The 24,977-nt window shown below is 71.4% G+C and carries 27 protein-coding genes, 1 tRNA gene and 1 pseudogene; 15 read left to right on the top strand and 14 right to left on the bottom strand.

The window, feature by feature from the left end:
- Positions 1–23: 23 nt before the first annotated feature.
- Positions 24–299, bottom strand: coding sequence for a hypothetical protein (locus ACERZO_RS23405; RefSeq protein ID WP_372666857.1), 276 nt, complete (start codon positions 297–299; stop codon positions 24–26).
- A gap of 187 nt (positions 300–486) precedes the next feature.
- On the opposite strand from ACERZO_RS23405, the gene ACERZO_RS23400 reads away from it, so the two are divergent.
- A tRNA-Ile gene (locus ACERZO_RS23400) sits at positions 487–560 on the top strand.
- Positions 561–704: 144 nt separating this feature from the next.
- Here the strand turns inward: ACERZO_RS23400 and ACERZO_RS23395 are convergent.
- The 3 genes and pseudogenes from ACERZO_RS23395 to ACERZO_RS23385 all read right to left on the bottom strand — a co-directional run bounded on the left by ACERZO_RS23395 (position 705) and on the right by ACERZO_RS23385 (position 2,980).
- A pseudogene (locus ACERZO_RS23395) lies at positions 705–1,191 on the bottom strand (dihydrofolate reductase family protein).
- Positions 1,188–1,979 (bottom strand): metalloregulator ArsR/SmtB family transcription factor, encoded by a 792-nt coding sequence (locus ACERZO_RS23390; protein WP_372666856.1) that lies wholly within the window; start codon positions 1,977–1,979, stop codon positions 1,188–1,190. Before ACERZO_RS23390 ends, ACERZO_RS23395 begins: the two are co-directional and overlap by 4 nt.
- Before the next feature lie 44 nt (positions 1,980–2,023).
- Positions 2,024–2,980 carry a hypothetical protein gene (locus tag ACERZO_RS23385; RefSeq protein ID WP_372666855.1) on the bottom strand — a complete coding sequence of 319 codons (957 nt, stop codon included), beginning with the start codon at positions 2,978–2,980 and terminating at the stop codon, positions 2,024–2,026.
- 123 nt (positions 2,981–3,103) lie between these two features.
- Here ACERZO_RS23385 and ACERZO_RS23380 point away from each other — a divergent pair, with 123 nt between their 5' ends.
- Positions 3,104–4,177 carry a hypothetical protein gene (locus ACERZO_RS23380; RefSeq protein WP_372666854.1) on the top strand — a complete coding sequence of 358 codons (1,074 nt, stop codon included), beginning with the start codon at positions 3,104–3,106 and terminating at the stop codon, positions 4,175–4,177.
- A 35-nt stretch (positions 4,178–4,212) separates the two neighbouring features.
- On the opposite strand, the gene ACERZO_RS23375 is transcribed toward ACERZO_RS23380, so the two are convergent.
- Entirely contained in the window at positions 4,213–4,494 is a 282-nt protein-coding gene (locus tag ACERZO_RS23375; RefSeq protein WP_372666853.1) for a hypothetical protein, read from the bottom strand.
- Positions 4,495–4,556: 62 nt separating this feature from the next.
- A complete protein-coding gene (locus ACERZO_RS23370) occupies positions 4,557–5,120 on the bottom strand; it encodes a hypothetical protein (RefSeq protein WP_372666852.1) in 564 nt (187 codons plus the stop codon).
- 158 nt (positions 5,121–5,278) lie between these two features.
- On the opposite strand from ACERZO_RS23370, the gene ACERZO_RS23365 reads away from it, so the two are divergent.
- Positions 5,279–5,560, top strand: coding sequence for an isoamylase (locus ACERZO_RS23365; protein WP_372667215.1), 282 nt, complete (start codon positions 5,279–5,281; stop codon positions 5,558–5,560).
- A 1-nt stretch (position 5,561) separates the two neighbouring features.
- Here ACERZO_RS23365 and ACERZO_RS23360 read toward each other — a convergent pair whose 3' ends face one another.
- Positions 5,562–6,272 (bottom strand): LysR substrate-binding domain-containing protein, encoded by a 711-nt coding sequence (locus tag ACERZO_RS23360; RefSeq protein WP_372666851.1) that lies wholly within the window; start codon positions 6,270–6,272, stop codon positions 5,562–5,564.
- Between the two features lie 42 nt (positions 6,273–6,314).
- On the opposite strand from ACERZO_RS23360, the gene ACERZO_RS23355 reads away from it, so the two are divergent.
- The 4 genes from ACERZO_RS23355 (at position 6,315) to ACERZO_RS23340 (ending at position 9,241) form a co-directional block, all read left to right on the top strand.
- Positions 6,315–6,686 (top strand): DUF5997 family protein, encoded by a 372-nt coding sequence (locus tag ACERZO_RS23355; protein WP_372666850.1) that lies wholly within the window; start codon positions 6,315–6,317, stop codon positions 6,684–6,686.
- Positions 6,683–7,876: a kynureninase gene (locus ACERZO_RS23350; protein ID WP_372667214.1), complete on the top strand. Its 1,194-nt coding sequence runs from the start codon at positions 6,683–6,685 to the stop codon at positions 7,874–7,876. Before ACERZO_RS23355 ends, ACERZO_RS23350 begins: the two co-directional genes overlap by 4 nt.
- Before the next feature lie 97 nt (positions 7,877–7,973).
- The gene (locus ACERZO_RS23345; RefSeq protein ID WP_372666849.1) at positions 7,974–8,417 is read left to right on the top strand and encodes a MarR family winged helix-turn-helix transcriptional regulator; all 444 of its coding nucleotides are present in this window, start codon (positions 7,974–7,976) and stop codon (positions 8,415–8,417) included.
- Positions 8,414–9,241, top strand: coding sequence for a haloalkane dehalogenase (locus ACERZO_RS23340; RefSeq protein ID WP_372666848.1), 828 nt, complete (start codon positions 8,414–8,416; stop codon positions 9,239–9,241). The genes ACERZO_RS23345 and ACERZO_RS23340 overlap by 4 nt, the downstream gene beginning before the upstream one ends.
- Position 9,242: 1 nt before the next feature.
- Here ACERZO_RS23340 and ACERZO_RS23335 read toward each other — a convergent pair whose 3' ends face one another.
- Genes ACERZO_RS23335 through ACERZO_RS23320 form a run of 4 tightly spaced genes read right to left on the bottom strand, consistent with a single transcriptional unit; the run spans position 9,243 to position 12,601 of the window.
- Positions 9,243–9,869 (bottom strand): TetR/AcrR family transcriptional regulator, encoded by a 627-nt coding sequence (locus tag ACERZO_RS23335; RefSeq protein ID WP_372666847.1) that lies wholly within the window; start codon positions 9,867–9,869, stop codon positions 9,243–9,245.
- Position 9,870: 1 nt separating this feature from the next.
- Positions 9,871–11,025 (bottom strand): NAD(P)/FAD-dependent oxidoreductase, encoded by a 1,155-nt coding sequence (locus tag ACERZO_RS23330; protein ID WP_372666846.1) that lies wholly within the window; start codon positions 11,023–11,025, stop codon positions 9,871–9,873.
- Positions 11,022–11,210, bottom strand: coding sequence for a ferredoxin (locus tag ACERZO_RS23325; RefSeq protein ID WP_372666845.1), 189 nt, complete (start codon positions 11,208–11,210; stop codon positions 11,022–11,024). The genes ACERZO_RS23330 and ACERZO_RS23325 overlap by 4 nt, the downstream gene beginning before the upstream one ends.
- Entirely contained in the window at positions 11,210–12,601 is a 1,392-nt protein-coding gene (locus ACERZO_RS23320) for a fatty acid desaturase (RefSeq protein WP_372666844.1), read from the bottom strand. Before ACERZO_RS23320 ends, ACERZO_RS23325 begins: the two co-directional genes overlap by 1 nt.
- A 118-nt stretch (positions 12,602–12,719) precedes the next feature.
- Here ACERZO_RS23320 and ACERZO_RS23315 point away from each other — a divergent pair, with 118 nt between their 5' ends.
- The 8 genes from ACERZO_RS23315 (at position 12,720) to ACERZO_RS23280 (ending at position 20,071) form a co-directional block, all read left to right on the top strand.
- Positions 12,720–13,013, top strand: a complete 294-nt coding sequence (locus ACERZO_RS23315) for a hypothetical protein (protein WP_372666843.1) — start codon at positions 12,720–12,722, stop codon at positions 13,011–13,013.
- Positions 13,014–13,530: 517 nt separating this feature from the next.
- Positions 13,531–15,942, top strand: coding sequence for a sensor histidine kinase (locus ACERZO_RS23310; protein ID WP_372666842.1), 2,412 nt, complete (start codon positions 13,531–13,533; stop codon positions 15,940–15,942).
- Between the two features lie 52 nt (positions 15,943–15,994).
- Positions 15,995–16,420 carry a roadblock/LC7 domain-containing protein gene (locus ACERZO_RS23305; RefSeq protein ID WP_364461841.1) on the top strand — a complete coding sequence of 142 codons (426 nt, stop codon included), beginning with the start codon at positions 15,995–15,997 and terminating at the stop codon, positions 16,418–16,420.
- Positions 16,417–16,788 carry a DUF742 domain-containing protein gene (locus tag ACERZO_RS23300; protein ID WP_086680729.1) on the top strand — a complete coding sequence of 124 codons (372 nt, stop codon included), beginning with the start codon at positions 16,417–16,419 and terminating at the stop codon, positions 16,786–16,788. Before ACERZO_RS23305 ends, ACERZO_RS23300 begins: the two co-directional genes overlap by 4 nt.
- Positions 16,769–17,347 carry a GTP-binding protein gene (locus ACERZO_RS23295; RefSeq protein ID WP_208608335.1) on the top strand — a complete coding sequence of 193 codons (579 nt, stop codon included), beginning with the start codon at positions 16,769–16,771 and terminating at the stop codon, positions 17,345–17,347. Before ACERZO_RS23300 ends, ACERZO_RS23295 begins: the two co-directional genes overlap by 20 nt.
- Before the next feature lie 313 nt (positions 17,348–17,660).
- Complete coding sequence (locus tag ACERZO_RS23290) at positions 17,661–18,590, top strand: hypothetical protein (protein ID WP_372666841.1); 930 nt, start codon at positions 17,661–17,663, stop codon at positions 18,588–18,590.
- A gap of 48 nt (positions 18,591–18,638) precedes the next feature.
- Positions 18,639–19,268, top strand: a complete 630-nt coding sequence (locus ACERZO_RS23285; protein WP_372666840.1) for a hypothetical protein — start codon at positions 18,639–18,641, stop codon at positions 19,266–19,268.
- On the top strand, positions 19,265–20,071 hold the full coding sequence (locus ACERZO_RS23280; protein WP_372666839.1) for a hypothetical protein: 807 nt from the start codon (positions 19,265–19,267) through the stop codon (positions 20,069–20,071). The genes ACERZO_RS23285 and ACERZO_RS23280 overlap by 4 nt, the downstream gene beginning before the upstream one ends.
- A gap of 64 nt (positions 20,072–20,135) precedes the next feature.
- Here ACERZO_RS23280 and ACERZO_RS23275 read toward each other — a convergent pair whose 3' ends face one another.
- The 3 genes from ACERZO_RS23275 to ACERZO_RS23265 all read right to left on the bottom strand — a co-directional run bounded on the left by ACERZO_RS23275 (position 20,136) and on the right by ACERZO_RS23265 (position 24,813).
- A complete protein-coding gene (locus tag ACERZO_RS23275; RefSeq protein ID WP_372666838.1) occupies positions 20,136–21,839 on the bottom strand; it encodes an SdrD B-like domain-containing protein in 1,704 nt (567 codons plus the stop codon).
- A 153-nt stretch (positions 21,840–21,992) separates the two neighbouring features.
- Complete coding sequence (locus tag ACERZO_RS23270; RefSeq protein WP_372666837.1) at positions 21,993–24,287, bottom strand: ATP-binding protein; 2,295 nt, start codon at positions 24,285–24,287, stop codon at positions 21,993–21,995.
- Positions 24,288–24,357: 70 nt separating this feature from the next.
- Complete coding sequence (locus ACERZO_RS23265) at positions 24,358–24,813, bottom strand: hypothetical protein (RefSeq protein WP_372666836.1); 456 nt, start codon at positions 24,811–24,813, stop codon at positions 24,358–24,360.
- Between the last annotated feature and the right edge of the window lie 164 nt (positions 24,814–24,977).

The following is a 24,977-nucleotide window of genomic DNA, read 5'->3' as shown; positions in this document are numbered from 1 at the left end:
GCACCTGAACGGAATCCGCACCCTCACCGCGGCCGCGGCGACGGCTTCCGCAGTTCCTCCGCGAAAATCCCCTCCATACGCCGATTCGCGCGGCGCAACGACCGCACCGACACCCGGACCACGTACCCCAACGCGAAAACCAGCAACAAGCCCAGGCCGATGGCCGCGAGGTTCGCCACGAGCGCCTCCCGGTACTGGTGCGCCAGGTACCCCAGACCCGACCCGACGGTGAGTGCGTCCAGCAGCGCCAACCGGACAGCGCGCGGTTCGTACGGAGTGGCTCGCGGTCCCGCGACCATCGCTCACCCTCCCGCCGTTCCGTTCAGCGGCGACGCCCTTGCAACCTAGACGAGCCTGCGCCGCTTGGTGGCCACTTCAACCTGTTTGGCCTACCGGATCTGCCCGGATGGCCGCTGTGATAACTTGAAGCGAACTGGGTCTTCTGTGCAAACGCACATCCCCGAGCCGCCAGCGCGCCGGGGCCAGGGGGCGGTAGCTCAGTTGGTTAGAGCAGGGGACTCATAATCCCTTGGCCGCGGGTTCGAGCCCCGCCCGCCCTACCCTTCACGGTGCTCGCTTCGCTCGCACCCCTCGGTTCGCTTCCTCCCTGTGGGGGTGCGACCCCCACACCCCGCCCGGGGGCGCGCCCCCGGACCCCCGTCCTTGTGGTCGGGTTGGTCTGCCGGGTTCGTCTAAAGAGGACCTCAGGCTTGTTTGTCGTATACCAAGGCCAGTTCTCCCAGGTCGCCTGTTTCGTGGTGGGTCAACCTCCACGTCGAGGGTGGTAGGCCCTTCTCGAACAGGCGCTCTTCTCCGCCCGCTATTTCCGGGCAGATCATCAAGTACAGCCTGTCCAGTAGGTTTGCTGCCAAAGTGGCTTGATTATGCTTGCGCTGCTGTTTATCGGGATTTCTCGCGTTCGCTGCCAGGGGGCCTCCGTCAGCGTTCTTGAGAAGACCACCTTTTCCGCCTCTGCCAGCCACTTTGCGTACCCGTGCTCTCGTCTGCCGCTACCGTTGGCCAGAATCCCAGGAATCCTTCTGCGTTCAGGCGGCCCAGTAGCGCTGTTGTCCCGTTCTCCCAGATTCGCGTCAAGTGGCGTCGGGCCACCTCTGTCGTTGCGTACGAGACTATTGCCTTCATGTCCGCCGGCCCGCCTGGTTTGCCGTTACTCTGCGAGGCACTTGTCAGTCCTTTCGCTGTGTCAGCACTTCCGTCAGGCGGTCCAGCACCTGGCTCCAGCCCGTTTCGATTCCGGCTATCGCCGGTGCCGCCTCGACCGTTGTCGCCGTTATCCGCAGGCCCAGTCGTAGGCGGGTACCGCCTGGCAGTGGGGTCAGCTCCAGGTCGTAGTGGCCGGTGAACGACGCCCGGCCGGTTACCGCCAGGTCGAATGCCAGGCGCCCTGGCACGTCCGCGACTCGGACCCAGCCTTCGGCGAGGTACTCGCCGTCCGCGTCTCGGTAGGCCAGTGCTGCCTTGCCACCTGGGCGTGGCTCCAGGAGGCACCTGGTGATCGTCATCGATGGTGGGACCCACCACGAGGCCAGCAGCGCCGGGTCCGTCCAGTACCGCCAGACCACGTCACGCGCTGCCGGTAGCGCTCGTTCGAAGCCGAATGCGCGGCCGTCCGCCCATTGGTCTCGGTCCGCGGCCGACGTCTCCGCCTCCACCGCTTCGCGGTATCGCGCTACGACGTCTCGCTCCCCTTTGTGCGCCTCGGTCTCCTTCGCCAGGTCCGTCAGGCGGCCCGCGAATGCCGCCAGCGGCTCGGCTTCCAGCGCGTACACCCGGCGCTGACCCAGCGGGAACACCGTGACCAGGCCGGCGCGCGCCAACGTCTGCAGGTGCTTCGTCGTCTGCGGCTGGCGTAGGCCGGTCAGCTCGGCCAGCTCGCCGACCGATCGGGGACGCTCGGCCAAGAGCTCGACCAGACGCCAGCGCGACGCGTCCCCGAGTGCTGCCGCGATTCCGTCCATGCGGACAGTATTCACACAGTGGAATATTCAGGTCAAGGAATACTTCAGGTGAGCCAGCGGAGGCCGTACGCGTAGCCCAGCTGCGGGGCCGTGAACTCCTGCGCCACCTCGCACGCGCCGTCCAGCGGGAGCGGCGCGCCCGGCTGTGGTGGGTCGGCCAGCACCGACGGCGGCACCCGGTCGACCCGCCACACCCGCCACGGCAGGCTGCGGGGGTCGAAGCGGACTCGCACCGTGAACGACTCGCACGCCACCAGGGGCACGAACGTGTACGACGGGCGGATCGGCAGGCCGTCGCGGATCCGGATCACCAGCGCGTACGTGTGGGTGTCGCCGCGTGACAGCGGCCGCGGGAGGTCCAGGAGCCAGCGGAAGTGGCGCTGCCCCACCCGTTTCGCGTCGGTGATCCGGACGCCGTGCTGGGCATCGGCCGCCACGTCGCGCTCGCCGTCGTGGCCGTCTTCGAGGCGGGGCACGGTGAACTGGGCCGCGATCCGGCTCAGCCCGTCGCGGGTCGCGACGATCAGCCGCTCCTCGATCAGCTCCGGCTCGGGCGTGTCGAGCCGGACGATGGCCCGCAGCCGCTTGACGAACCAGCCCTGGTCGGGGTCCGGGACGTCTTCGCCGGGCCGCGCGGCGGCTTCGATCTCGGCGGCCAGCCGGGCGAACGACCGGTCGATGCGGCGCCGCGCCGTGCGTTCGGAGACGCGCAGCTGGTCGGCGAGGACGCCGACCCGGTCGCTGAGCAGGGCGTGCTGCGAGCCGGGGGCGATGCCCAGCGCGACGTTGACCGCGAGCCGATCGTCGGCCGGGAACTCCGCGATCGCGGCGGAAATCGCGTCACGCAGCACCCGCCGCGCTTCGCGGTCGTTCGCCGTGCGGTGGATTTCGCACCAGCCGGCGACGATCGGGCCGAGCCGGTCGCGCAGCCGGTCGGCTTCCAGACCCCAGCCGCGGCGCAACGTCGTGAGCTCGCGGAGCAACCCGTCCTCGTGTGCCATGGGGTTTCGATTGTGGCACGCGGACTTCCGCGCGATCGGCGGCAGCGCCTGCGCCGATCAGGTGATTCCCGCCGGTGGCCAGCGCGTGGCCAGTTCCGCGGTGATTCGGCCCGCCGACGGCCTTTGCCCGTTCCCCGGCTGACCGACCATGTCCCGGTCGACGGCATCGGGGAGGACGGGTTGCTCGACACCACTTTTCCGTGCGCGGGACCGGCGGACGTCGACGGCGTCCGGCGGCTGGCCCGCGACGGCAGGCTCGCCGGCTCCGCGTCGGCCGCCCCACCCGGCGACCTCGCCCGGTTGCGCGGGGCGGTCTACACGGTCGCCTGGCCACTGGTCTTCGCGCGGATCACCAAACCACTGGAACGGCAGCGGCGGCACCCGGACTGCGCCCGCGGGCTGGAATGGCTGCGGCCCGACTGCCTCGACCGCTTCCACGACGACGTCGAAGCCGTCGTGGAGCACGCGCTGCGGCGCGCGACGGACCCGATCGAGAACTTCGACGGCTGGCTGGCGACCCGGCTGAGCCCGGCCACGGTCGACGCGCACCGGCGGCGCCGCGGCGAAATCGGGGCCCTGCAACGGCCCCGGCTGCCGGCCTGGCTGGGCGACGCCCTCGGCCGCGACCCGTGGCTGTGCGACCTCGCCGTGCAGATCCTGGTGTGGGCCGGCGTGCCAGCGACGGCGGGCGCGGAGCTGTGGCCCCTGGACGGCTGGGCGGCGCGCCGGGCCGAGGTCACGGGCGCCCCGCCGCCGGGCCGCGACACGCTCGACCTCGAGGTGCGGCAGGTGCTGGCGGCGATGGGCAGGCGGCCGAAGTGGTACGCCGAGCACGTCGAGCGACCTCTCGGGCACAAGCGGGCCCCGGTGGCACCGATGCCGGCGGACGGCGCGGCCGAGCCGGTCCCGCTGCAGCTGGTGGACGCGGCCGAAGCGGACGACGCCCGGCTGGCGGCGCTGGCCGAGCAGGCGCTGCGCGCGATCGAGGCGAGGCTGGACGGCGGCGAAGACCCGCCGGCGGCGGTGGGCGCGGTCGTCCGGCGGGTGTTCGGAGCCGGCGGGAGCGCGTTGGACCGGTTGCCGCACCACGGATCCACACTCGACGACTGGTTGGCCACCGCCCTCGCCGACGAGGTCCGGCTCGAGCGGATCGTCGCGACGGTGCTGGCGATCCTCGGCCGCGCGCGAACGTCTTGAATGACTCATTCAAGTCCTCGGTTGAGGTGAATGAGTCATTCAGGACACCGGGCCGGCCGGTCGCGGTCCACCATCGAGGGCCGGCCGCCGGGAGCGGGATTCGGCTGCTCGCAAGCGTTCCCGGCCGCCGGACGCGTTTTCGGTCCCCCGGTCACCGAGTCCAACCGCGCGGCCAGTACCTCGAACAGCGTCTCCCGTGACCACCCCGCGGCCTGCGCCCGGGTGTCCGCCGCGGTCAGCTCGGCCAGCAGGACCGCGCGCACCGCGGCGCGGGTTGTCTCCGCGAGTCTCGTGGGCGGGACAGCTGATCCGGCCACCCCTGCCTCCTTTCGCCCGGCACCGGGCGAAGCCGGCCCAGCCTTCCCCTGACGGACGGCCGTCACCGCCACCACGACGGCGGGGGCACCGGCAGCCGCAGCGGGCAGCCCGTGTGGCGGCCCGTCCAGCAGTCGGCCAGCCAGCGGGTCAGCGCGACCGGCCCGAGCAGGCTGTCCTCCCACACCGGCGTCAGCTCGCCGGCCCGGCGGAGCATCGTTTCGGCCGTGGCGCAGAAGGAGATGATCGCGGCGACGGCGGCGTCGGCCCGCGCGACCGGCCAGGCGACCGCGGCTCCGGGCAGCCCGGCCGGGATGGCCAGGCCGGGGCCGATGGCGCAGTTGCGGGCCAGCTGGAGGGCGAGATCGAACTCGACCGCTTCGGCGTGGAGCTGCCGCGCCCGCCATCGGGGCGAAGCCGCGGCAGCGTGCAACCCGGCGAGCCGGGCGGCGACCAACCCGTCCCACACCGTCAAGAGCACCCCTCGCGTGTCGGCGGGATGAGCGCCGGCGAGCTCGAGGGTGACGGCGCTGAGCCAGGCACACGGGTCCTTGACTTGACGATCAGCGGCGACGGTCACGGCAGCCAGTCTCGCACCGGAAAGCACGTCCGGCAGCAAGATGATCATGGTTCACCGCAGGACCACCCGGTCGGTGGCGAACCGTTGAGCGGCTGGGTACCACCTTCGGGCACTGCGGGTGACCGAACCGTTACGGTTGTGTCATCATGTCGGCGCTCAGTGCCGAGCACGCCCTCCTTCCCACCCTCTTCGAAAGGCCGCCGCACGTGATCAAGACCAGCAAGAGCCGGGCCGGCACCCAGCGCGTCACGTTCAGCCTCCCGGTCGGGGCACCGCCCGGACGGGTGAGCGTCGTGGGTTCGTTCAACGACTGGACGCCCGGCCGCCACCACCTGACCCCGCGCTCCAACGGCCGCCGCTCGACTTCGGTGGACGTCGCGCCGGGCACGGTGCTGCAGTTCCGCTACCTCGGCGAGGACGGCCACTGGTTCGACGACCCCGACCTGCCGGACCGCGCGGACGGCAACTGCGTGTACGCGACGAACTGAGTCAGGACTTCCGGCGCGGCTTGCCCCGCTTCGGGGCACCGCCGCCCCGGCGGGCAGCCGGCTTCTTCGCGGTCGCGGGCTTGCGTTCGGGCCGCTTCTTCTCCGGCGCAGGCTGCTGCTGGCGTCCGCGCGTGCTGTTGACCGTGCGGCCGCGGACGATGCCGATGAACGTCTCCATCAGCTCCGTCGTCTCGTCCTCCGGCCACGACAACGCCACGCTCGACTGCGGCGCGTCCGCGACCGTCCGGTACGTCAGGTCGCGGCGGTGGTGCAGGCGGGCCAGGGACTGCGGGACGACCAGCACGCCGACGCCCGCCGCCACCAGCTCGATCGCGTCCGCCGTCGACTCCGGCCGCGAGACCGCCGGACGGCCCGGGAACGCGGGCCACTCGATCGTGTCGTCCAGCGGGTGCAGCACGACGTCGTCCGCCAAGTCCGCTGTGGACACTTCGTCGGCCGCCGCGATCAGGTGGTCCTTCGGGACGACCACCACCGTCGTCTCGGTGTAGAGCGGGATCGCGTGGAGGCCGTCACGGTCGATCGGGGAGCGCAGCAGCGCCGCGTCCGCCCCGCGCGAGCGGATCAGCTCCGTCGCGTCGGCCGCGGCCACCGGCACCAGCTCCAGCGGCACGTCCGGCTGCCGCTCGCCCCAGGTCCGCACCCACTTGGCAGGCGTCGCGCCCGGGACGTACGCGAGACGGAACGAGGTCACCGGGTCAGGCTACCGGGCGGGGCGCTGGCTACCCTGGACGGCATGACGTCGCACAAGACCACCCAGACGATGAAGCCCGCGACCGCGGCGAAGAAGCTGGGTGTGTACCTCGAAGCCACGCCCCCGGAGTTCCAGGAGGGCGTCGTCTCGCGCGACGAGCTGAACGCGCTGCAGGCCGACCCGCCGGAGTGGCTGCGCGAGCTGCGCCGCACCGGCCCGCACCCGCGGCCGGTCGTCGCGGCGAAGCTGGGCGTCTCCATCGGCGGCCTCACCCGCGGCGGGATCACCGAGGCGCTCACCACCGAGGAGATCGACGCGCTCAAGAAGGAAAACCCCGACTGGCTGGTACGCGAACGCGCCACCCAGGCCGAGGTGCGCAAGGAAACCGAGCGCGTCAAGGAGAAGAACCGCTGACCACGCTCGAAGAAGCCGCGCGCCTCGACGCCGGGGACGAGCTGGCCGCGTTCCGGGACCGGTTCGTCCCGATCACCGACGAGAGCGTCGTCGCCTACCTCGACGGGAACTCCCTCGGCCGCCCGCTGCGCGCCACCGCCGAACGCCTTCAGGAAGTCGTCGCCGAGCAGTGGGGTGCCCGGCTCATCCGGTCGTGGGACGAACGCTGGCTCGAGCTGCCCGAGCGGATCGGGGACGAGCTGGGCCGCGTCGCCCTCGGGGCCGCGCCCGGGCAGACGATCGTCGCCGACTCGACGTCCGTGTGCCTGTACAAGGTGCTCCGGGCGGCCGTCGCGCTGCGGCCGGGACGCGACGAGATCGTCACCGACACCGCGAACTTCCCCACCGACCGGTTCCTCGTCGACAGCGTCGCCGCCGAACTCGGCCTGACCGTCCGGTGGATCGAGAGCGCCGAGGACGTCGCCGAGGTCACCGGCCCGCGCACGGCGGCGGTCGTGCTGTCCCATGTGGACTACCGCTCGGCCGCGATCACCGACCTGGCCGGGATCACGCGGCTGGTGCACGAGCGCGGCGGGCTGACGGTCTGGGACCTCTGCCACAGCGTCGGCTCGATCCCGGTCGCGCTGGACGCCGACGCCGCCGACTTCGCGGTCGGCTGCACGTACAAGTTCCTCAACGCCGGCCCCGGCGCGCCCGCGTTCCTCTACGTCAACGCACGTCACCACGAGGCGTTCGGGCAGCCGATCACCGGCTGGATGGGCGCGGCCGACACGTTCGGGATGGCCGAGCGGTACGTGCCCGCGCCGGGCATCCGCCGCGCGTTGTCCGGGACGCCGCCGGTGCTCGGCATGGTGGGCGTCCAGGAAGGCGTGGCGCTGCTGGCCGAAGCGGGGATCGACCGGGTGCGGGCGAAGGCGGTCGCGCTGGGGCGGTGGGTCATCGCCCTCGCTGACGAATGGCTCGTCCCGCTCGGGTTCACGGTGGCCTCGCCGCGGGAGGACGAGCGTCGCGGCGGGCACGTCACCCTGCGGCACCCTGACGCCGAGCGGCTTTCCCGCGTGCTGATCGACAACGGCGTGCTCATCGACTTCCGCCGGCCGGACGGTATTCGCATCGGGTTGAGCCCGCTCACGACGGGGTTCACCGAGGTCCGCGCGGCCATGGACCGGATCCGCGAGCTCGCCGGCTGACGTGAATGACTCATTCATGTCGTCAGGTGACATGAATGAGTCATTCACGTCGGTTCGATAGTAGCCATGTAAACAGTAGCCATGTACTATATCCGGCATGAGCACACCCGGGCACCTCATCTGGCGGCTGTCGATGAAGTGGCGCGTAGCGGTCGACCGCGCGTTGGCCCCCGCGGGCCTGACGCACGCCCAGTACGTCTTCCTGTCCTCGCTCTTCGGCCTGGAACGCGCCGGAACCACCCCGAGCCAGCGGGAACTCGCTGACGAGACCGGGCTGGAAACCCTCTACACCTCCAAACTCGCGCGCTCCCTCGACGCCGACGGCCTGATCGAGCGCACCCGCGACCCCGCCGACACCCGCACCATCCGGCTGCGCCTGACCGCCCGCGGCCGCGAGGTCGTCGAGCCGGCGATCGCCACCGTCGCCGAACTGCTCGACCGCCTGCTCGAACCCCTCGGCGGCCGCGAAAGCGACCGCACCGCGGCCCTGAGCCGCGAACTCACGCTCCTCCTCGACACTCCGCTGAAGGACGAGAAATGACGCTGTACCACGAAGAAACCGGCACCGGCACCCCAATCGTCTTCCTGCACGGCAACCCCGGCTCGTCGCACGGCTGGCGCAACGTCCTGCCGCACGTCGGCGGCGGGCGCCTGCTGGCCCCCGACCTCATCGGCATGGGCCGGTCCCCCAAACCCGACATCGCGTACTCCTTCGCCGACCACGCCCGCCACCTCGACACCTGGTTCGACGCGCTCGGCCTCGACGACGTCGTCCCCGTCGGGCACGACTGGGGTGGCGCGCTCGCCTTCGACTTCGCCGCCCGGCACCCGGGCCGCGTCCGGGGCGTGGCGTTCTTCGAGACGATCGTCAAGCCGATGGCCTGGGACGACGTGTCGCCGCAGGCGGCGGACCGCACGCGCAAGATCCGCACCCCCGGCGTCGGCGAGAAGATGGTGCTCGAGGAGAACCTGTTCGTCCGGCAGGCGTTCACCGGCGGCGTGCGCACGCCGGTCGCGGACCTCGAGCCGTACCTCGCGCCGTTCCCCACCCCGGAAAGCCGCCGCCCGGTGCTCGCGTGGGCGCGGCAGCTGCCCCTCGGCGGCGAGCCGGCCGAGGTCGTCGCACGCGTCGAGGCCTACGACGAGTGGCTGGCCACCAGCACCGGGACGCCGAAGCTGCTCATGACGTTCGACGGCTCCCCCACACTGCTCATCGGCGAGAAGGTCGCGCGGTGGTGCCGGAAGAACGTCGCCGCGCTCGACGTCGTCGCGTGCGGGGAAGCCGGGCACCACGCCCAGGAGGATCGGCCGAAGGAGATCGCCGCCGAGGTCGCGGCGTGGCTGGACCGGCACGGCCTCCGCTGAATCAGCGGTGCCGCAGCGGCGGAGTCGCGTCCACGCCGAGGACGCGGGCCGCGAGCCACGCCAGCGCGTCCGCGGTGCGGGCCGGGGTGTCCGACGGCTGCATCACGTGGCTCAGCACCGTGCGGACGACGACGTCGATGACCACGGCGAGCTGCTCGTCGGTGAACGGCGGGTCGTAGGCCGCCACGCGGGCGGTGAGCATCGCCTTCGCCTGCGTCAGCAGCGACCCCGCCTCGGTGGTCAGCAGCGGCAGCAGCTCCGAGGCGGTGCCGTGCGTCGCGGACGCGATCGCGCGCAGCAGCGTGTTGTCGTCGGCCAGCTCGAGGACCGCGCGGACGGCGTCGTAGATCGCCTCGACCAGGTCGTCCTCGTGGCGGGCGAACGCGGCGTCGACGACCGAGAGGAACCGGCCCAGCTCGTGCGTGACCATCGCTTCGGCCAGCGCGGCCTTGGAGCCGATCTCGTTGTAGACGGTCTGGCGGCTGACGCCGACGACCTCGGCCAGCCGGGCCATCGTGACGGCCTGCCAGCCCGACCGCGCGGTCAGCTCGATCGCCGCGGTGATGATCGGCTGCCGGTGCTGACCACCCTCGGGCGCCGCCGGAAGTGCCGCACTCATGATCGCCATTCTAGGCGGCGCCCGCGAAGGCCAGCGCCTCTCCCCACGGAGCCCGTGAGGCGATGCGGCGGCGGTACTTCATGATCTCGCGCGGCCGGTCGACGGTGAGCGCGCCGGCGATCCGGTCGCCGCGGCGGTAGAGCGTCACCCCGCCCGCGGACACGACCTCGTCGGCGTGCGGGGTGCCGACGAACTGGATGCGCCGGCCGTACCAGTCGGACCAGAAGTACGGCACGGCTTCCAGCGGGCGGGCCGACGCCGGGTCGAGCGCGTGCCGCGCGGCGGCCGAACCCTGCTCGGCCGCGTTCGTCCAGTGCTCGAGCCGCATGCCGAGGCCGTCGAAGAGCGGGTTCGGCACGTGCGCGACGTCTCCCGCCGCGTAGACGCCCGGTGGGCCCGCGGCCAGCGTCGCGTCGCACACCACGCCGCGGTCGCGCTCGTGCAGCGTCAGCCCGCCGCCTTCGAGCCAGCCGGTGGCCGGGACGGCGCCGATGCCGGCGACCACGAGGTCCGCGGGCAGGACTTCGCCGCCCGCCAGGTGCACGCCATCGTCGGTCACGCCGGTGACCTCGGTGGCGAGCCGCAGTTCGGTGCCGGCTTCCCGGTGCAACGCGGTCAGCCGCGCCCCGGCGGTCTCCCCCACCGCGCGGGCGAGCGGGACGGCCGACGCCTCCACGATCGTCACCGGCAACCCGCGTTTGCGGGCCGCCGACGCCACTTCCGAGCCGATGAACCCGGCGCCGATCACGACCGTGCGGGCACCGGCGTCCAGCGCGGCGCGCACCGCGACGGCGTCCTCGGCCGTCCGGAGCGTGCGTGCGCCGGGCAGGCTGCGTGCGGTCGAGCCGGTGGCGACGACCAGGGCGTCGTAGCGCACGGCCGTCCCGGCGACCGCGACTTCGCGCGCGTCGGTGTCGAGGCTTTCCGCCGGAGCGCCCAGCATCAGCTCGACGCCGAGTTCGTCCCGCAGCACGGTTTCGGCGTGGAACGGCTCGACGCTTGCCGGGCCGTCGGCGTCGAGGAACGCCTTGGACAGCGGAGGCCGGTCGTAGGGCAGGTGCTCCTCGGCACCGACGAGGACGATCCGGCCGCGGTACCCGGTGCGGCGCGCGGACTCCACCGCGCGCAGCCCGGCCAGCGAGGCACCCACGACGACGAGCGTCATGCCAGCTTCAACGCCAGTACCGGGCAGGCGTCCACCGCCGCGGCGACGTCCTGGCGGTGCTCTTCGCCGGGTTGCTCGTCGAGCACGACGACCGTGCCGTCCTCGCCGACTTCGAAGAAGTCCGGCGCCATCGCCTCGCACATGCCGAGGCCGTCGCACTTCGCGCGGTCCGCGTCGATCCGCATCACGCACCCACCCGGCCCGGCGCGACGAAGTCGACCTTCTCGCGGACCCCGCAGTCGGGGCAGCACCAGGAGTCCGGGATCGCCGACCACGGCGTGCCGGCCGGGAAGCCCTCCCGCGGGTCGCCGAGCTTCTCGTCGTAGACGTACCCGCAGCCGGGGCACATGCCGCCTTCGGTGGCGTCGCCGTGGGTGTCGGCGTGCTCGGGGACGACGGCGGTGACGCGGGTTCCGTACCGCGCAAGGATTTTCTCGCGCTTAGAAGGCTGGATGTTCGCGCGGGAGATGTCGCCGTCGAAGTGGGCGAGCACGCGCGGGTCCATCACCCGGCGCCACAGCGGCGGGACGAGCGCGAGCACGATCATCCCGGCGTACCCGGTGGGCAGCACCGGCGACTCGGCGAAGTCGCGCAGGGTCTGGTAGCGGCGGGTCGGGTTGGCGTGGTGGTCGCTGTGCCGCTGCAGGTGGTAGAGCAGGACGTTGGTGGCGATGTTGTTGGAGTTCCAGCTGTGGCTGGGATCCACGCGCTCGTAGCGTCGCTTCCCCGCCGTGCCGACGCGTTGCCGCAGCATGCCGTAGTGCTCCATGTAGTTGACGACCTCCAGCAGCGAGAATCCGACGACGGCCTGGATCACCAGGTAGGGCAGGATGCCGACACCGAGCCACGCGACCATCGCGCCCCAGAGGACCAAGGACATCAGCCAGGCGTTGAGGACGTCGTTGCCGAGGCGGTACGGGTGCTTGTCGCGGCGGGCGTAGCGCTTGCGCTCCAAGCGCCACGCGGACTTCAGCGAACCGAAGACCGTGCGCGGCCAGAAGCGGTAGAAGCTTTCACCGACGCGGCTGCTCGCCGGGTCCTCCGGCGTCGCGACGCGGACGTGGTGGCCGCGGTTGTGCTCGATGTAGAAGTGGCCGTAGAAGCTCTGCGCCAGCGCGATCTTCGACAGCCAGCGCTCGTGGCTCTCCTTCTTGTGGCCGAGTTCGTGCGCGGTGTTGATGCCGATCCCGCCGATGCAGCCGATGGAGATCGCGAGCCCGATCTTGTCGGCGACGGTCAGGTCGCCCCGGGCGATCAGCCAGAAGGCAGCGGCGAAGCCCACGTACTGGATCGGCAGGAACGCGAAGGTGATCCAGCGGTAGTAGCGGTCCTTCTCGAGCCGTTCGATGACGTCGTCCGGCGGGTTGCTGCGGTCCAGCCCGGCGCCGAGGTCGATCAGCGGCACGATCACGAGGATGACGACCGGCCCGATCCAGAACCACGCGCCCCAGCCGGTGGCGGCGTGCAGGCCGATGGCGAGGAACGCCAGTGAGGGGACGACCAGGCCGATCAGCCACAGGTAGCGCTTGCGGTCGCGCCACAGCTCGGTCGACCCGGCGGGCACGGTTGCGGTCATGACACCCTCCTCCGTTGGCTGGTTTACAGGACTGTAGGTGATGTCCATCGCGCTTGACAATAGTTCTTCCGATGTAAATCTTGCGCGGCTCGCTACGCTGGAGAGCGGGTGAGGAGCAGTGGACGAGCTGGTCGTGGTGCCGGACTTCCGGGGACGGCAAGCGCTCGACGCGTGGCTGTCCGGCCATGACACGGGATTGCTGTTGCAGGGCCCCGATCCCGACAGCCCGCACCCGTTGATGAACGGCGTGGTGGTGGCACAGTTACCTGCCGCGGGCGTGCGCGTGGCCCGCTGGGCGACGGTGACGGTGTGGGTGAGCGGCGGCGGAGACCCGAGCGGAGTCCGCGAGCCGCGGCGGCCGTTGCCGGAGACGCGGGAGGACGTGGGGTTCGGCGAGCCGGACGCCGGCTGAGCCCATACCCGCGGCGCAGCACCCGGGCCCACGCTATTTCCACGACAGCAGAGATTTCGCCGCCCGCGGCGGCTTCCGTGACGAAGATCATCTTCTCCCGCCCGTGACCGAGCGTCGCCCGCTGCGGAGCACCTCCAGGCAACCGTCGTGCCCGTTTTTTCCCGCCCTGCGAACGCCTCGGCGCGGCGGACCGGACGAATTCACTTTCACCCGTTCGGCCCAGCGTGCAACACCGCGAAAACCGTCTCGGGGCCGTTACCAGAGGAAATGCGGGTAATCAACCGGACGCGGTCGGTAAACACCGTTCGCCGTCCGGCGGACACCCGTCCGGACGCCGGGTCAGCACCACCGCCGTTCAGTGGTTCGTGGTAAAAAACGGACCCTGATCGATTCCGCGGCAACACGGAGGGTGAGGCGAAGACGGGTGACGGCGGCCGCTGTGTCCCATCGTCGTGTCCGCTTCCTCGTCCGGGTCCGGAGTTTTCGCCGACCGTCACTCAGGAGTTCGTGAACCGCCGTGCAGAACAAAGACGCCCAGGACGAGTCGGACAAGCCGTACGACAAGTCGATCCGCAAAAGGCTGACCAGGACCGTTCTCATTCCCAGCGTGACGCTGCTCGTGCTGTGGATCGCGGTCTCCTCCTACTTCCTCTTCAACGGCGTTTACGTCCGGCTGGTCGCGGCGTCGGTGCGTGAGGTCTCCATCCCCGCCGCCACCGCGCTGGCCGAGTTCCAGAAGGAACGCCAGACCGCGCTGCAGTACCTGGACGACCCCGCGCTCGGCCCGGGCCGGCTCCAGCAGCAGCAGAAGGCCACCGACGAAAAGCTCGGCGCCCTGAAGGACGCGTTCGCCGCGACCATCTCCAACGCGCCGGACGAGATCGCGGCCAAGGTCAACGCGCTGAAGTCCCAGTTCGACCAGCTGCCCGTGCTGCGCTCGCAGATCTCCTTCCGCAGCATCGACCGCGCGCAGGTCAACGGCTACTACAACGGCGTGATGGACACCGCGTCCAACCTCTTCGACACCCAGGCCCGCGTCGTGCCCGACGCCGACGCCGCGACCGGCGGCATCACGGCGACCTCGGTGTTCCGCGCCGGTGACGCCATGTCGCGCGAGACGTCGCTCGTCTCGACCGCCTTCTCGGCCGGCACCTTCGCCCCCGACGACTTCGCGCAGTTCGCCCAGCTGTCCGGGACCTACCGGACGCAGCTGACGCAGATCGAGCCGTTCCTCGACGCGAGCGTCCGCGACAAGTACCAGGCGCTGACCAAGAGCGCTGCGTGGCAGCAGCTGGCCACCGCCGAGCAGGCGATCGTCAAGCACGGCCCGTGGTCGCCGAGCGAGCAGAACTCCGTGCCGGTGTCCGAGACGGACTGGCTGAACACGACCACCCAGGTCGCCCAGGGCCTCAACGACCTCGCGATCACCCAGGCGGACAAGGTCTCCGCGGCCGCGATCGACTCCGGTGACGCCCAGCTGCGCAACGTCATCATCGGCAGCATCCTGGCGCTGCTCGCGTCACTGGCCGCGATCATCGTCGCCGTGCGGGTGTCCCGCTCGCTCGTCGACCGCGCGCTGATGACCCGCCTCGCCCGGCTGCGCAACGACTCGCTCGACCTCGCCCGCAACCGGCTGCCGAACATCGTGGAGCGGCTGAAGAACGGCGAACCCGTCGACCTCAAGGAAGAGCTCCCGCAGCTCGACCACGGCCGCGACGAGATCGGGCAGGTGGCCGAGGCGTTCAACACCGCCCAGCTGACCGCGGTCAACGCCGCGGCGAGCGAGGCGAAGGCCCGCAGCGGCGTGCACAACGTGTTCCTCGGCATCGCCCACCGCAACCAGGTCCTGGTCCACCAGCAGCTGCAGATCCTCGACGAGATGGAAGCCCGCGAGGACAACTCGACGCAGCTGGCCTCGCTGTTCCAGCTCGACCACCTCGCCGCCCGCGCCCGCCGCACCACCGAGAACCTGATCATCCTCGGCGGCAAGCAGCCGGGCCGCCGCTGGCGCAAGCCGGTGGCGCTGATGGAGGTCCTGCGCGCGGCCGTGTCGGAAACCGAGCAGTACGCCCGGGTCCAGGTCGAGCAGGTGCCCGACGTCGCGATCGTCGGCACCGCGGTGGCCGACACGATCCACCTCGTCGCCGAGCTGGTCGACAACGCGACGTCGTTCTCGCCGCCCGGGTCGCCGGTCGAGGTGACCAGCCGCGCGGTCGCGCGCGGGGTCGTCGTCGACGTGTCGGACCAGGGGCTCGGCATGAAGGACGGCGTCCGCGAGTGGGCCAACGCGATGATGGCCGAGGCGCCCGAGTTCGACGCGATGGCGCTGCGGGCCGACTCCAGCCTCGGCCTCTTCGTGGTCGCGCGCCTGGCGTCGAAGCTCGGCATGACCGTCACGTTCGACCCGTCCCGCTACGGCGGCCTGCGTGCCACCGTGCTCATCCCGTCCCAGCACCTGGCCGGCCGGCAGGGGGACCACTCCGACGAGCCGGGGTCCTCCCCCGCGGAAACCACCGCGGTGCTGGCTCCGGTGGGCGCGCCCGCGCCGCAGGCAGCAGAAAGCGCACCAGGTTCCATGGACACGCCCAGCTCGTTCAGCGGCCAGATCCCGATGAAGCGAGAGGCCAAGCCGAGGCCGTACCCGGCTCGCGCGCTCACCCCGCCCGACCCGCTGCCCGCGGTGCCCGCCGCGGCGCCGCCGGTCGCGGAGCCGCCGGCCGCCGAGACCTCCGCGACGCCGCCCCCGACGGCCGACGACCGGCCCCGGCTGCCCCGGCGCGAGCCCCAGCAGAACCTCGTCGCCCAGCTCGAAAACGAACCCGACGAAGGCGACGAGGACGTCGCCGCGCCCGGCGAGGGGACCGCGCGGACCCTCGCCGCGTTCCACAAGGGCACTCGCCGGGGCCGGGTCGGGTCGGACGATGCGTAAGTCCGCGACAGCACATCGAATGTCCACAGAGGAAAGTCAAGGTCTCTGACGCATGAACGAGTACGGGAACCCCAAACCCGATCTCAACTGGCTGCTCGACGACGTGGTGAACCGCGTGGTCGGCGCGCAGAACGCCATCGTGCTGTCCGCCGACGGGCTGCTGATCGGCAAGTCGGCCGGCATGGGCAAGGACGACTCCGACCAGCTGTCGGCCATCGCCTCCAGCCTGCAGAGCCTGGCCAAGGGGGTGAGCAAGCAGTTCAACCGCGGCCCCGTGCTGCAGAACATGATCGAGATGGAGCGCGGCTACCTGTTCGTCTCGGCCGCCGGGCAGGGCGCCTGCCTCGCCGTGCTGGCCGCGGACGACGTCGATGTCGAGATGATCGCCTACGAGATGAGCCGCCTGGTCAAACGGGTCGGCGACTACATGGTGTCGGCGCCGCGCGAGGCGGCGCAGATCCTGCGGGAGGCCACGTGAGCGGGGACGAGAGCTGGTACGACGAGGCCGCCGGGCCGCTCGTCCGGCCCTACACGATCACCAGCGGCCGGACGCCCGCGGACAACGCGCGGCTGGACCTCTCCACGCAGGTGATGACCCTGCGGTCGGAACAGGAGCCGGCCGGGCTGGGCCCGGAGCACCAGGCGATCGTGCAGCTGTGCCGGCACCCGGTGTCCGTGGCCGAGATCGCGGTCTACGTGAAGATCCCGCTGGGGGTCGTGCGCGTGCTCGTCGGCGACCTCATCGAACGCGGCCTCGTGATCACGCGCTCCCCTGCCCACCACCCGGCGCAGTCGCCGGACCTCGAAACACTCCAGGCGGTTCTCGATGGCCTCATCAAGTACTGACGAACTGGTCCCCACGCCGGTCAAGATCATCATCGCCGGCGGTTTCGGCGCCGGGAAGACCACCATGGTCGGTTCGGTCAGCGAGATCCCGCCGCTGACCACCGAGGAGGTGCTCACCGAGGCGAGCGCCGGGGTGGACGACCTGTCGGGCGTGGAACGCAAGACCACGACGACGGTCGCGCTCGACTTCGGCCGGATCACGATCTCGCCGCGGCACGTGCTGTACCTGTTCGGGACGCCGGGCCAGGCGCGCTTCTGGTTCATGTGGGACGACCTCGCGCGCGGCGCGATCGGGACGATCGTGCTCGTCGACACCCGGCGCCTGGAGACCAGCTTCGCCGCGATCGACTTCTTCGAGCGCCGGAAGATCCCGTTCGTCGTGGCGGTGAACTGCTTCGACAACGCGCCGCGCTACACCGCGGACGAGATCCGCGAGGCCCTCGTCGTCCCGGACCGGGTGCCGATCGTCATGTGTGACGCGCGTGACAGGGACTCGAGCAAGCTCGCGCTCATCCGGTTGGTCAAGCACGCCATGACGATCGTGCCCGCGCCGGTCTGAGACCTGCGGTTTGTCCTGTCCCTGTCCACCTCGGACGGCGCCGGTGTCCGATGTGTCCGAGCGTGTCCACGTCGGACACCGGCAAACCCACATGGCCCAATTGGTTCGACCACCCGGGTGCAGCTTTTTAGTTGAGCAAGCATCAAACTGATAGCATCCGGACGTGACGAGTCGTGAGCCGGAGTTTCCTGAATATATAAGGGAAAACTACCCGGCTCGGGGTCGTCTCTTCGGTGACTTTCTGTGCGGGCTTTGGGCTACGGCCTGTGAAGCGCTCGAAGTTCCGGTCGAGCAGTCCGTCCGGACCACGCGGATGCTGCGCGCGCTGCTGCCGCCGTGGGCGCACGAACGGATCGGCGCCACCCCGGCCCAGCCGTCCTATGTGGCGGACGACGGGTTCCCCGCCGAGATGTCGGTGAACTGGTCCGGGCCGCACCCCGAGCTGCGGGTGCTGTTCGACGGGCTCGGCCACGACGTGGCGCCGCCGCCGGAGAGCGGTTTCCGCAGGCTGCACCGGGTGCACGAGACGTTCACCGTGCGCGGCGGCCGGCCCTCGCCCGCTCCCCTGTGGCACTCGATCGCCTGGCGCCCGCCGTCGCGGATCGTGCACAAGACCTACTTCGGGCTCTACCCGTGGCCGCACGCGCACCGCGAGATCGCGGTGGCCGAAGCGATGGACCGGCTCGGCATGGCCCGCGCGTGGGACGACGCCCGCCGCCGGATCGAAGCCGTCGAAGGCAGCCGGGAAATCGAGTTCTTCGCAGTGGACCTGGCCGACGAGGCCGAGGCACGGGTCAAGGTCTACTACCGCAACCACGGCGCCGGCCTCGCCGAAGTGAACCGCGTCGCCGCGGTGGCGCTGAGCCACGACGCCGAAGACGCGCGCGGCGCGTACCAAACCCTGGCCGGGGACCGGGAAGATGCTGGTGAAGCGGCGTTGAGCTGCCTGGCGTTCCGGTCCGGGCTGGACCGCGCGGCCGAGTCCACGACCTACCTGCGCCTGCCCGATCTCGCTGCCAGTGACGAAGAAGCCGTCGAACGGACGGCCGCGCTGCTGCACCGCGAAGGCGTCGACCCCGGGCGGTTCCGCCTCCTCACCGCCGCGCTGGCACCGGGACCGCTGACGCGGACGCGGATCCTCGAGCTGGTGAGCTACCGCACAGCGGGCCGCCGCGGCGACGTCACCACGTACTTCCGGTTCCCCGTGTACGACCGGTCGCCGACGCCTGTTGATCTTGCTTAGCGTGCCAGGAAAGATGATCTCCCGAAGCACCACGGTAAGGAGCCGATCGTGACCCAGCAGGACGTCGAGCGCGTGGCCCGGCACAACGAGCAGCGGCAACGGGAGTACGAAGCGTCGGACCTGATCCGGCTGCTGACCGACGCGAGCACGACCGACGACACCAAGAAGGCCGTGCTCACCTACCTGCAGCCGTGGTCGAACGCCTTCCAGCGGATGATCAGCGCCCGCGTCACGTTCGAGAGCGACCCGGAGCTGCGCGCCCTGGCCCTGGAGCACCAGGAAGAGGAGATCGGGCACGACAAGATCCTCGCCCGCAGCCGCGCGGACGACCGGCAGCTGGTCTGGGACCCGGTGATCGAAGCGGGCGCGTCGTGGTTCGTCGACCAGTTCGGGATCCTGCCGGGCGTGCAGCGCGCGGTGCTGGCGCACCTGGCCCTGGAAGCGGGCAGCCTGGTGTTCAGCCAGGCGGGCACGCGGGCGTTCCCCGAGGACGAATACTTCGACCTGCACGACGAAGCCGACGTCGAGCACCTCGAGATGGGCTACGAACTGCTGCGCCGGCGCAACGACTGGACGGTGGACGACGTCGTCACGGTGCTCGACCGGGCGTGGCAGGTGATCGGCGTCGTCTCGGACCGCATCGCCGAGTGCGCCCGCCGCGATACGGTGGCCGCATGACGAACCCCGAAGCGGCCGCTCGCGAAGTCGCCGCCGAAGCGGCCCGTGCGTACCAGGAAGCGTTGGGAGAGCGCCTGATCGGCGCGTACCTGCTGGGCAGCCTGTCCTACGGCGGCTACTCCCCGGCGGCGAGCGACATCGACCTGGCCCTGGTGCTGGCCGACGCCGACGGCGCGTCGATCGCGGACACGACGACGGCGTTGCAGGAGCGAAGCCCGTTGCACCGCAAGCTTTCGGTGTTCTGGGCGTCCCTGCCTGCGTTGCGCGAAGGCAGGGACGACGGGCGTTTCCCGGCGATGGACCGACTGCAGCTGGCCGACCACGGCGTGGTCCTGCTGGGCTCGGACGTCTTGGCCGAGATCGCCCGCCCATCGGCGTCGGAGCTGTTGCTGGAGAGCGCTTCCTTCGCCATCGCGGTGCTGGCGACGCCGGAGGTGACGGCGGAGTTCCGCTCGCCGCAGCGGCTCCTGGTGGACACGGTGTGGTTCACGAAGGCGGTGCTGTTCCCGGTCCGGTTCCTGTACTCGGGAACGTTGGAGACGGGCCGCGCGGCGAACAACGACGAGGCGATCGAGTGGTACCTGGCCCAGCCGGACGCCCCGGCGAAGTCGCTGGTGCGGCTGGCGTTGCGCGTCCGGGAGGGGCACCCGCTGGACGCGGAGGAGCTGGGACCGGAGCTGGCGGCGGGGCTGGTTCCGCTGTACCGGTACTACATCGAGGACCAGCTGCGGCGGTTGAAGGACATCGGGGCGCCGGAGGACCTGGTGGCGTCGTTCGCCGATTGGGACAGCCGGCTCGCGTAAGCCCCCGTGAGTGGTAATCCGGGTCGGAACCCGAATTACCACTCACGACACTGGCACGGCGGTCTCAGTGGACCTGGACGTTGCCGCCGTTCAGCGTCTGGCCGAACCCGGCGGAGTACCCGTTCGCCACCTGGAGTTCGAAGCGGTCGCCGGTGCCGGGTTCACCCGCGTCGACGAGGTGGAGCCGGAAACCGTACGTCATGCCGCCCACCACGGCGTGCCCGAACACGTAGGCATCCCCGCCCGAAGCCGAGATCCCGGTGATGTCCGAGGTGTGGATGTCGATGCCGTTGCCGTGGTCGTTGTACTCGAGCGTGCCGCGCGGGCCGTCGCCACGCTGCATGAACTCGAACCCGGCGGTGGCGGTCCCGCCCGGCACCAGGATCCGGACGCCGCCGGTGATCTTGCCCGGCTGCGACGTCACGAACGGGGGCGCGACCGGACTCGTGCCGCACTCGGCGACCGTGATCGTCTTGACTATCGCGAACTTCCCGTCGAGCGACGTGAGGTCCGCGTCGGTGGTGAAGACGCCGTCGGGCAGGGTCAGGGTCACCCGGTAGGTGCCGGGCAGCAGACCGGAAACCGTGGCGGTGCCCGACGCGGTGCGCGGGGCCGGCGGATCGTTCGCGAGGATGCCGGGGACACCGGCCTCGTCGACGCGGACCGCCACACCGGCCGGTGCGGTCACCGCGATCGCGCCGAGGCAGACGTTGCCGAAGTCGACGCCCCCGGCGACCTGGCCGCTGGTGACCGTCACGGTCGTGGCCCCGGAGGCCGGCGTCGTCCGCCGCCACCCCGGCTGCTGCCGTTCCCGTACCGTGTAGGTGCCCGGCCGCAGGCCCGCGAACGCGAACTCGCCCGTGCTCCCGGTCACCGCGGTCGCGCCGTTGTCCAGGTCGAACGTCCAGTTCGCCAGCCCGGGATCGCCAGTGCCGCTGCCGTCGGCCCCGTGGTCGTCGAACTTCCGGCCGCCGATCGTCGCCGGCCGGTAGTTCCCGAAGTCGTTGCCGCCGAAGTTCGCCGCGCCGGCGCCGTAGCCGACGGTGACGGGCGCCGGCGCGTGGGACTGGACCCACCCCGGCTGCGGACGTTCCGACAGGGTGTACGTGCCCGCGGCGACCGGGAACCGTTCGGCGTCCAAGGAGAACGAGTAACCACCTGCGGCGTCCGTCGTGGCCGTTTCCACCACCGTGCCGTGGTAGGACAGGTCGATCGTCCAGCCGGCGAGGCCCGGTTCGCCGGCCTGCCGGACGCCGTCACCGTTGACGTCCTCGTACTTCGCGCCGCTGATCACCGGAACCGGACCGGTGCCGCCGTGGTTCCAGTTGCCGCAGGCCACTCCGATGAAGGCGCCGTTCCAGTACTTGACGTGGATCTGGCCGGTCGCGATCTCGGCGTCGATCAGCTGGTTCCCGTCACGCACGTCCTGGCAGAGGCCACCGGTGTTGCCGGTGCACGCCTTCCAGCCTTCGTGGGGCCGGTCGATCGCCACGATCGGCGCCCAGTACATGAAGTTCCGGTCGAAGCCGCCTTGCGCGCGGTAGAACGCGGTGACCGCCGGCTGCGCGAACTGCTCGGCGGAGATGGCGTTCCCGACGCCGACGTCGTAGACGTAGGTGGATCGGTAGGTGCTCGTGGTGATCATCGCCTGCTCGTCGGGCCACAGGACCGCCGCTGACGCCGTCGGCGCGAGGCCGAATACGGTGAGCAGGACGACGGAAAACACCACCAGCAGGCCACGTGGAACCGCGTGGATTCTTCGCATCATTGTGAGCCCTTCCCCTGGCGCACCAGGATTCCCGGGTTCGGCGCGGCCGGGGACGGGCCATGAGGTGCCGAGCTTCGCGTTGTGCGATGCGCAGCCAAGGTCGCGGCTGATCGGCTCCTTGTTACGGATGCCGGCCCTGTTCAGCCGGCTCGGCTAAAGCCGCGAGACCTGCGCCGCCCAGGCGGCGATCTGGCTGCGTGAATCGAATCCCAGCTTCCGCAGGATCCGGTTCACGTGGCCCTCCGCCGTCCGCCGGGAAATGACCAGCTTGTCCGCGATCTCCTGGTTCGACCGCCCGTCCGCGATCAGCACCGCCACCTCGCGCTCGCGGTCCGTCAACGGCGTCACCCTCGACGGACCGGGCACCGGCGACGGCGTCGCGTCACCCAATGCGTACGTGATCGCTTCCTCCAAGCCGAACTCGCCGCCGCGGCGGAAGGCCGCCGTGAACGGGCCGTCGCCCAATGCCCGGCGAGCCGACCTCTCGCACTGCCTGTGCGGGGCCCCGAAATACCGCGAGCCGAACATCGGGAAGCCGACCGCCTGCCAGATCGGCTGGGCCGATCCCAGCATCGTCGCCGCCGGTTCCCAGTGGCCTCGGGCCGCTTCGTTCCACGCCAGGACCTCGATCGCCAGCACGATTCCCAGCAGGTCGTGGAACTTCCGCTTGACGCGCAGGCACTGCCGGCCGCGCTCGGCGGCGCGGGTGAAGTCGCCGCGGCCCAGTGCCACCAGCGCCTGGACGAACGTCGCGTACGCCTGGGCCCACTGCTCGCCGTGGGCGTCGCCCGTCGCGCACGCCTCTTCGCACAGCTCGCCCGCGCGGTCGAGGTCGCCCAGGAAGACCGACGCCACCGCCAGCTCGATGCCCGCCAGCATCACGTTGCTGTTCAGCTCGCCGAGCTGCCGGTACCGCGCCTGCGCCTCCTCGAACAGCGCCTTCGCGTCGCCGATGTCGTCGCCCACCAGCAGGTTGCAGCCGAGCCGGTGGGTCGCGTACGCGAGCGCTACCTCGTCGCCGGCCCGGCGCGCGTACGCGCGGCACTCCTCCAGCATCGCGATCGCGCCTGCGTTGTCGCCCTGCAGCGTCGCCACGTAACCGTTGACCCACAACGCTTTCGCCCGCGACGCACCCGGTTCGGGCGACAGCGCGAGCGCGCGGTCGAGCCAGTGGCGGCCTTCGCCGAACACCCCGCAGCCGGCCCAGTAGTACCAGAGCGTCGAGGCGAGCCGGAGGCCGGTTTCGAGCTCGCCCGGCACCGTCAGGCTGTAGTCCAGCGCCGCGCGCAGGTTCGCGTGCTCCACCCGCGTCCGGCGGAAGACCTCCGCCTGCTCCGGCCCGAACCACCCCCGTTCGCCGCAGACGGCCAGTTCGAGGTAGTGGTCCCGCATCGTCCGCAGGGCCTCCGCCGCTTCCCCGGACTCGGTCAGCTGGGCCCGGCCGAACTGCCGCAAGGGCTCCAGCAGCCGGAACCGCCCGGCTTCGCGGATCAGCACCGACTTCTCCACCAGCCCGGCGAGCCCGGCGCGGACGTCCTCGCCCGCGCAGACGCGCTCGGCCGCCGGCAGGTCGAAGCCGCCGGCGAACACCGACGTCCGGGCCCACAGCCGCCGCTCGGCCGGGCTGCACAACGCGAAGCTCCAGTCGACGGCCGCCAGCAGCGTCTGGTGCCGGGGCTCGCCGCCGCGCTTCACCGTCCCGGGCAGCCGGAAGCAGTCGTCCAGCCCGGACTCCAGTTCCGCCAGCGTCAGCACCCGCAGCCGGACGGCCGCCAGCTCGATCGCCAGCGGGATGCCGGCCAGCAGCCGGCACACCTGCGCGACGCGCTCCTGGTTCTCCGCGGTGACGGCGAACCCGGGGTCGACGGCGGCCGCGCGTTCGGCGAACAGCGTCAGCGCCGGGTAGTGCAGCCAGGCCCCGCCGGGCAGCGGGCGGCCGGCCTCGGGCAGCGGCAGCGGAGACACCGGCCAGAGGTGCTCGCCGGCCAGCGCGAGCCGCTCACGGCTGGTCGCGAGCAGTCGCAGGCCCGGCGCGGCCCGCAGCAGGTCGTGCGCCAGCGTCGCGCACGCGTCGAGGACGTGCTCGCAGTTGTCCAGGATGACCAGCAGCCGCCGGTCGCGCAGGTGCTCGGCCAGCACCGCCGCCGGCTTCCGGCCGGTTTCGTCGTGGACGCCCAGCGCCTCGAGCACGGTGTGCGCGACCAGCGCCGGGTCCTGCAGCCCGGCGAGCTCGACCAGCCAGACGCCGTCGGGAAACGCGCGCGAGAGCTCGGCAGCGGTCTGGACGGCCAGCCGCGTCTTGCCGACGCCGCCGACCCCGGTCAGCGTGACCAGCCGCGCCCGCGTCAGCAGCTGCTTGACCTCGGAAACGTCCGACTTGCGCCCTACGAAGCTCGTGGTGTCGGCGGGCAGGTTGCCCTTCCCCCGCGTCGTGCCGGCCTTGCCCACCCGAGCACCGTAAGGACGTCCGCGCGGGCCGGTCAATGCGAGCCCCTCGGAGGAAGCAACCTCGCGGGTGTCAGGCGTCCGGGATGCGGTAGAGGGTCGGCGTGTGGCCGCCGTGCATCGCGGCGAGGCTCGTGCGGCAGGCCTGACGGACTTCGCGGTTGGCCGCCGAACCCGCCTGGCCGCAGCGCGGGCAGAACAGGTGGACCGCGCCGGGCGGGGTCTCGTCGACGGCGACGTCGACCGGGCACTCGCAGCGGCGGCACCACCGGTGCCCGGTGACGACGAGGACGTGCAGCGGGTCGCCGACGCACTGGTGCGCCCAGCACCGGTGGACGTAGCAGGTGCTGCGGGTGTGCGGGTTGAGGCCGTGCTCCTCCGCCGTGTCCTCCGCGGCCAGGATCGCGGCCAGCCGCCGGTCGTCGAGGTCGGCGTAGCGGTCGCGCGAGCCCGAGGCGGCCGGTCGCGGCTCCGGGGAGCTCGCGGGGGAAACGACCCGGAGGAGGGGACGCGACCGGCCGTGCACCATGGGTTTTCCGACCTCCTGCGGTCATCGGGGGCCGGTCAAGCTTGCGCCGCGGCGCGCGGGGCCGCACCCGTACAAGTACCTGAACCCATACCTGTCCCGGCGGTCACGTGCCGCGCCCGCGGCGCTACCCTCCGGCGCCGCGGCGGTGCGCGCGGCCGGCCAGC

The organism is Amycolatopsis kentuckyensis, assembly GCF_041679295.1.
GTDB classification, from domain to species: Bacteria; Actinomycetota; Actinomycetes; order Mycobacteriales; family Pseudonocardiaceae; genus Amycolatopsis; species Amycolatopsis kentuckyensis_A.
Note: the sequence above shows the minus strand (reverse complement) of the source record. Positions and strands in the feature narration are given on the sequence as shown.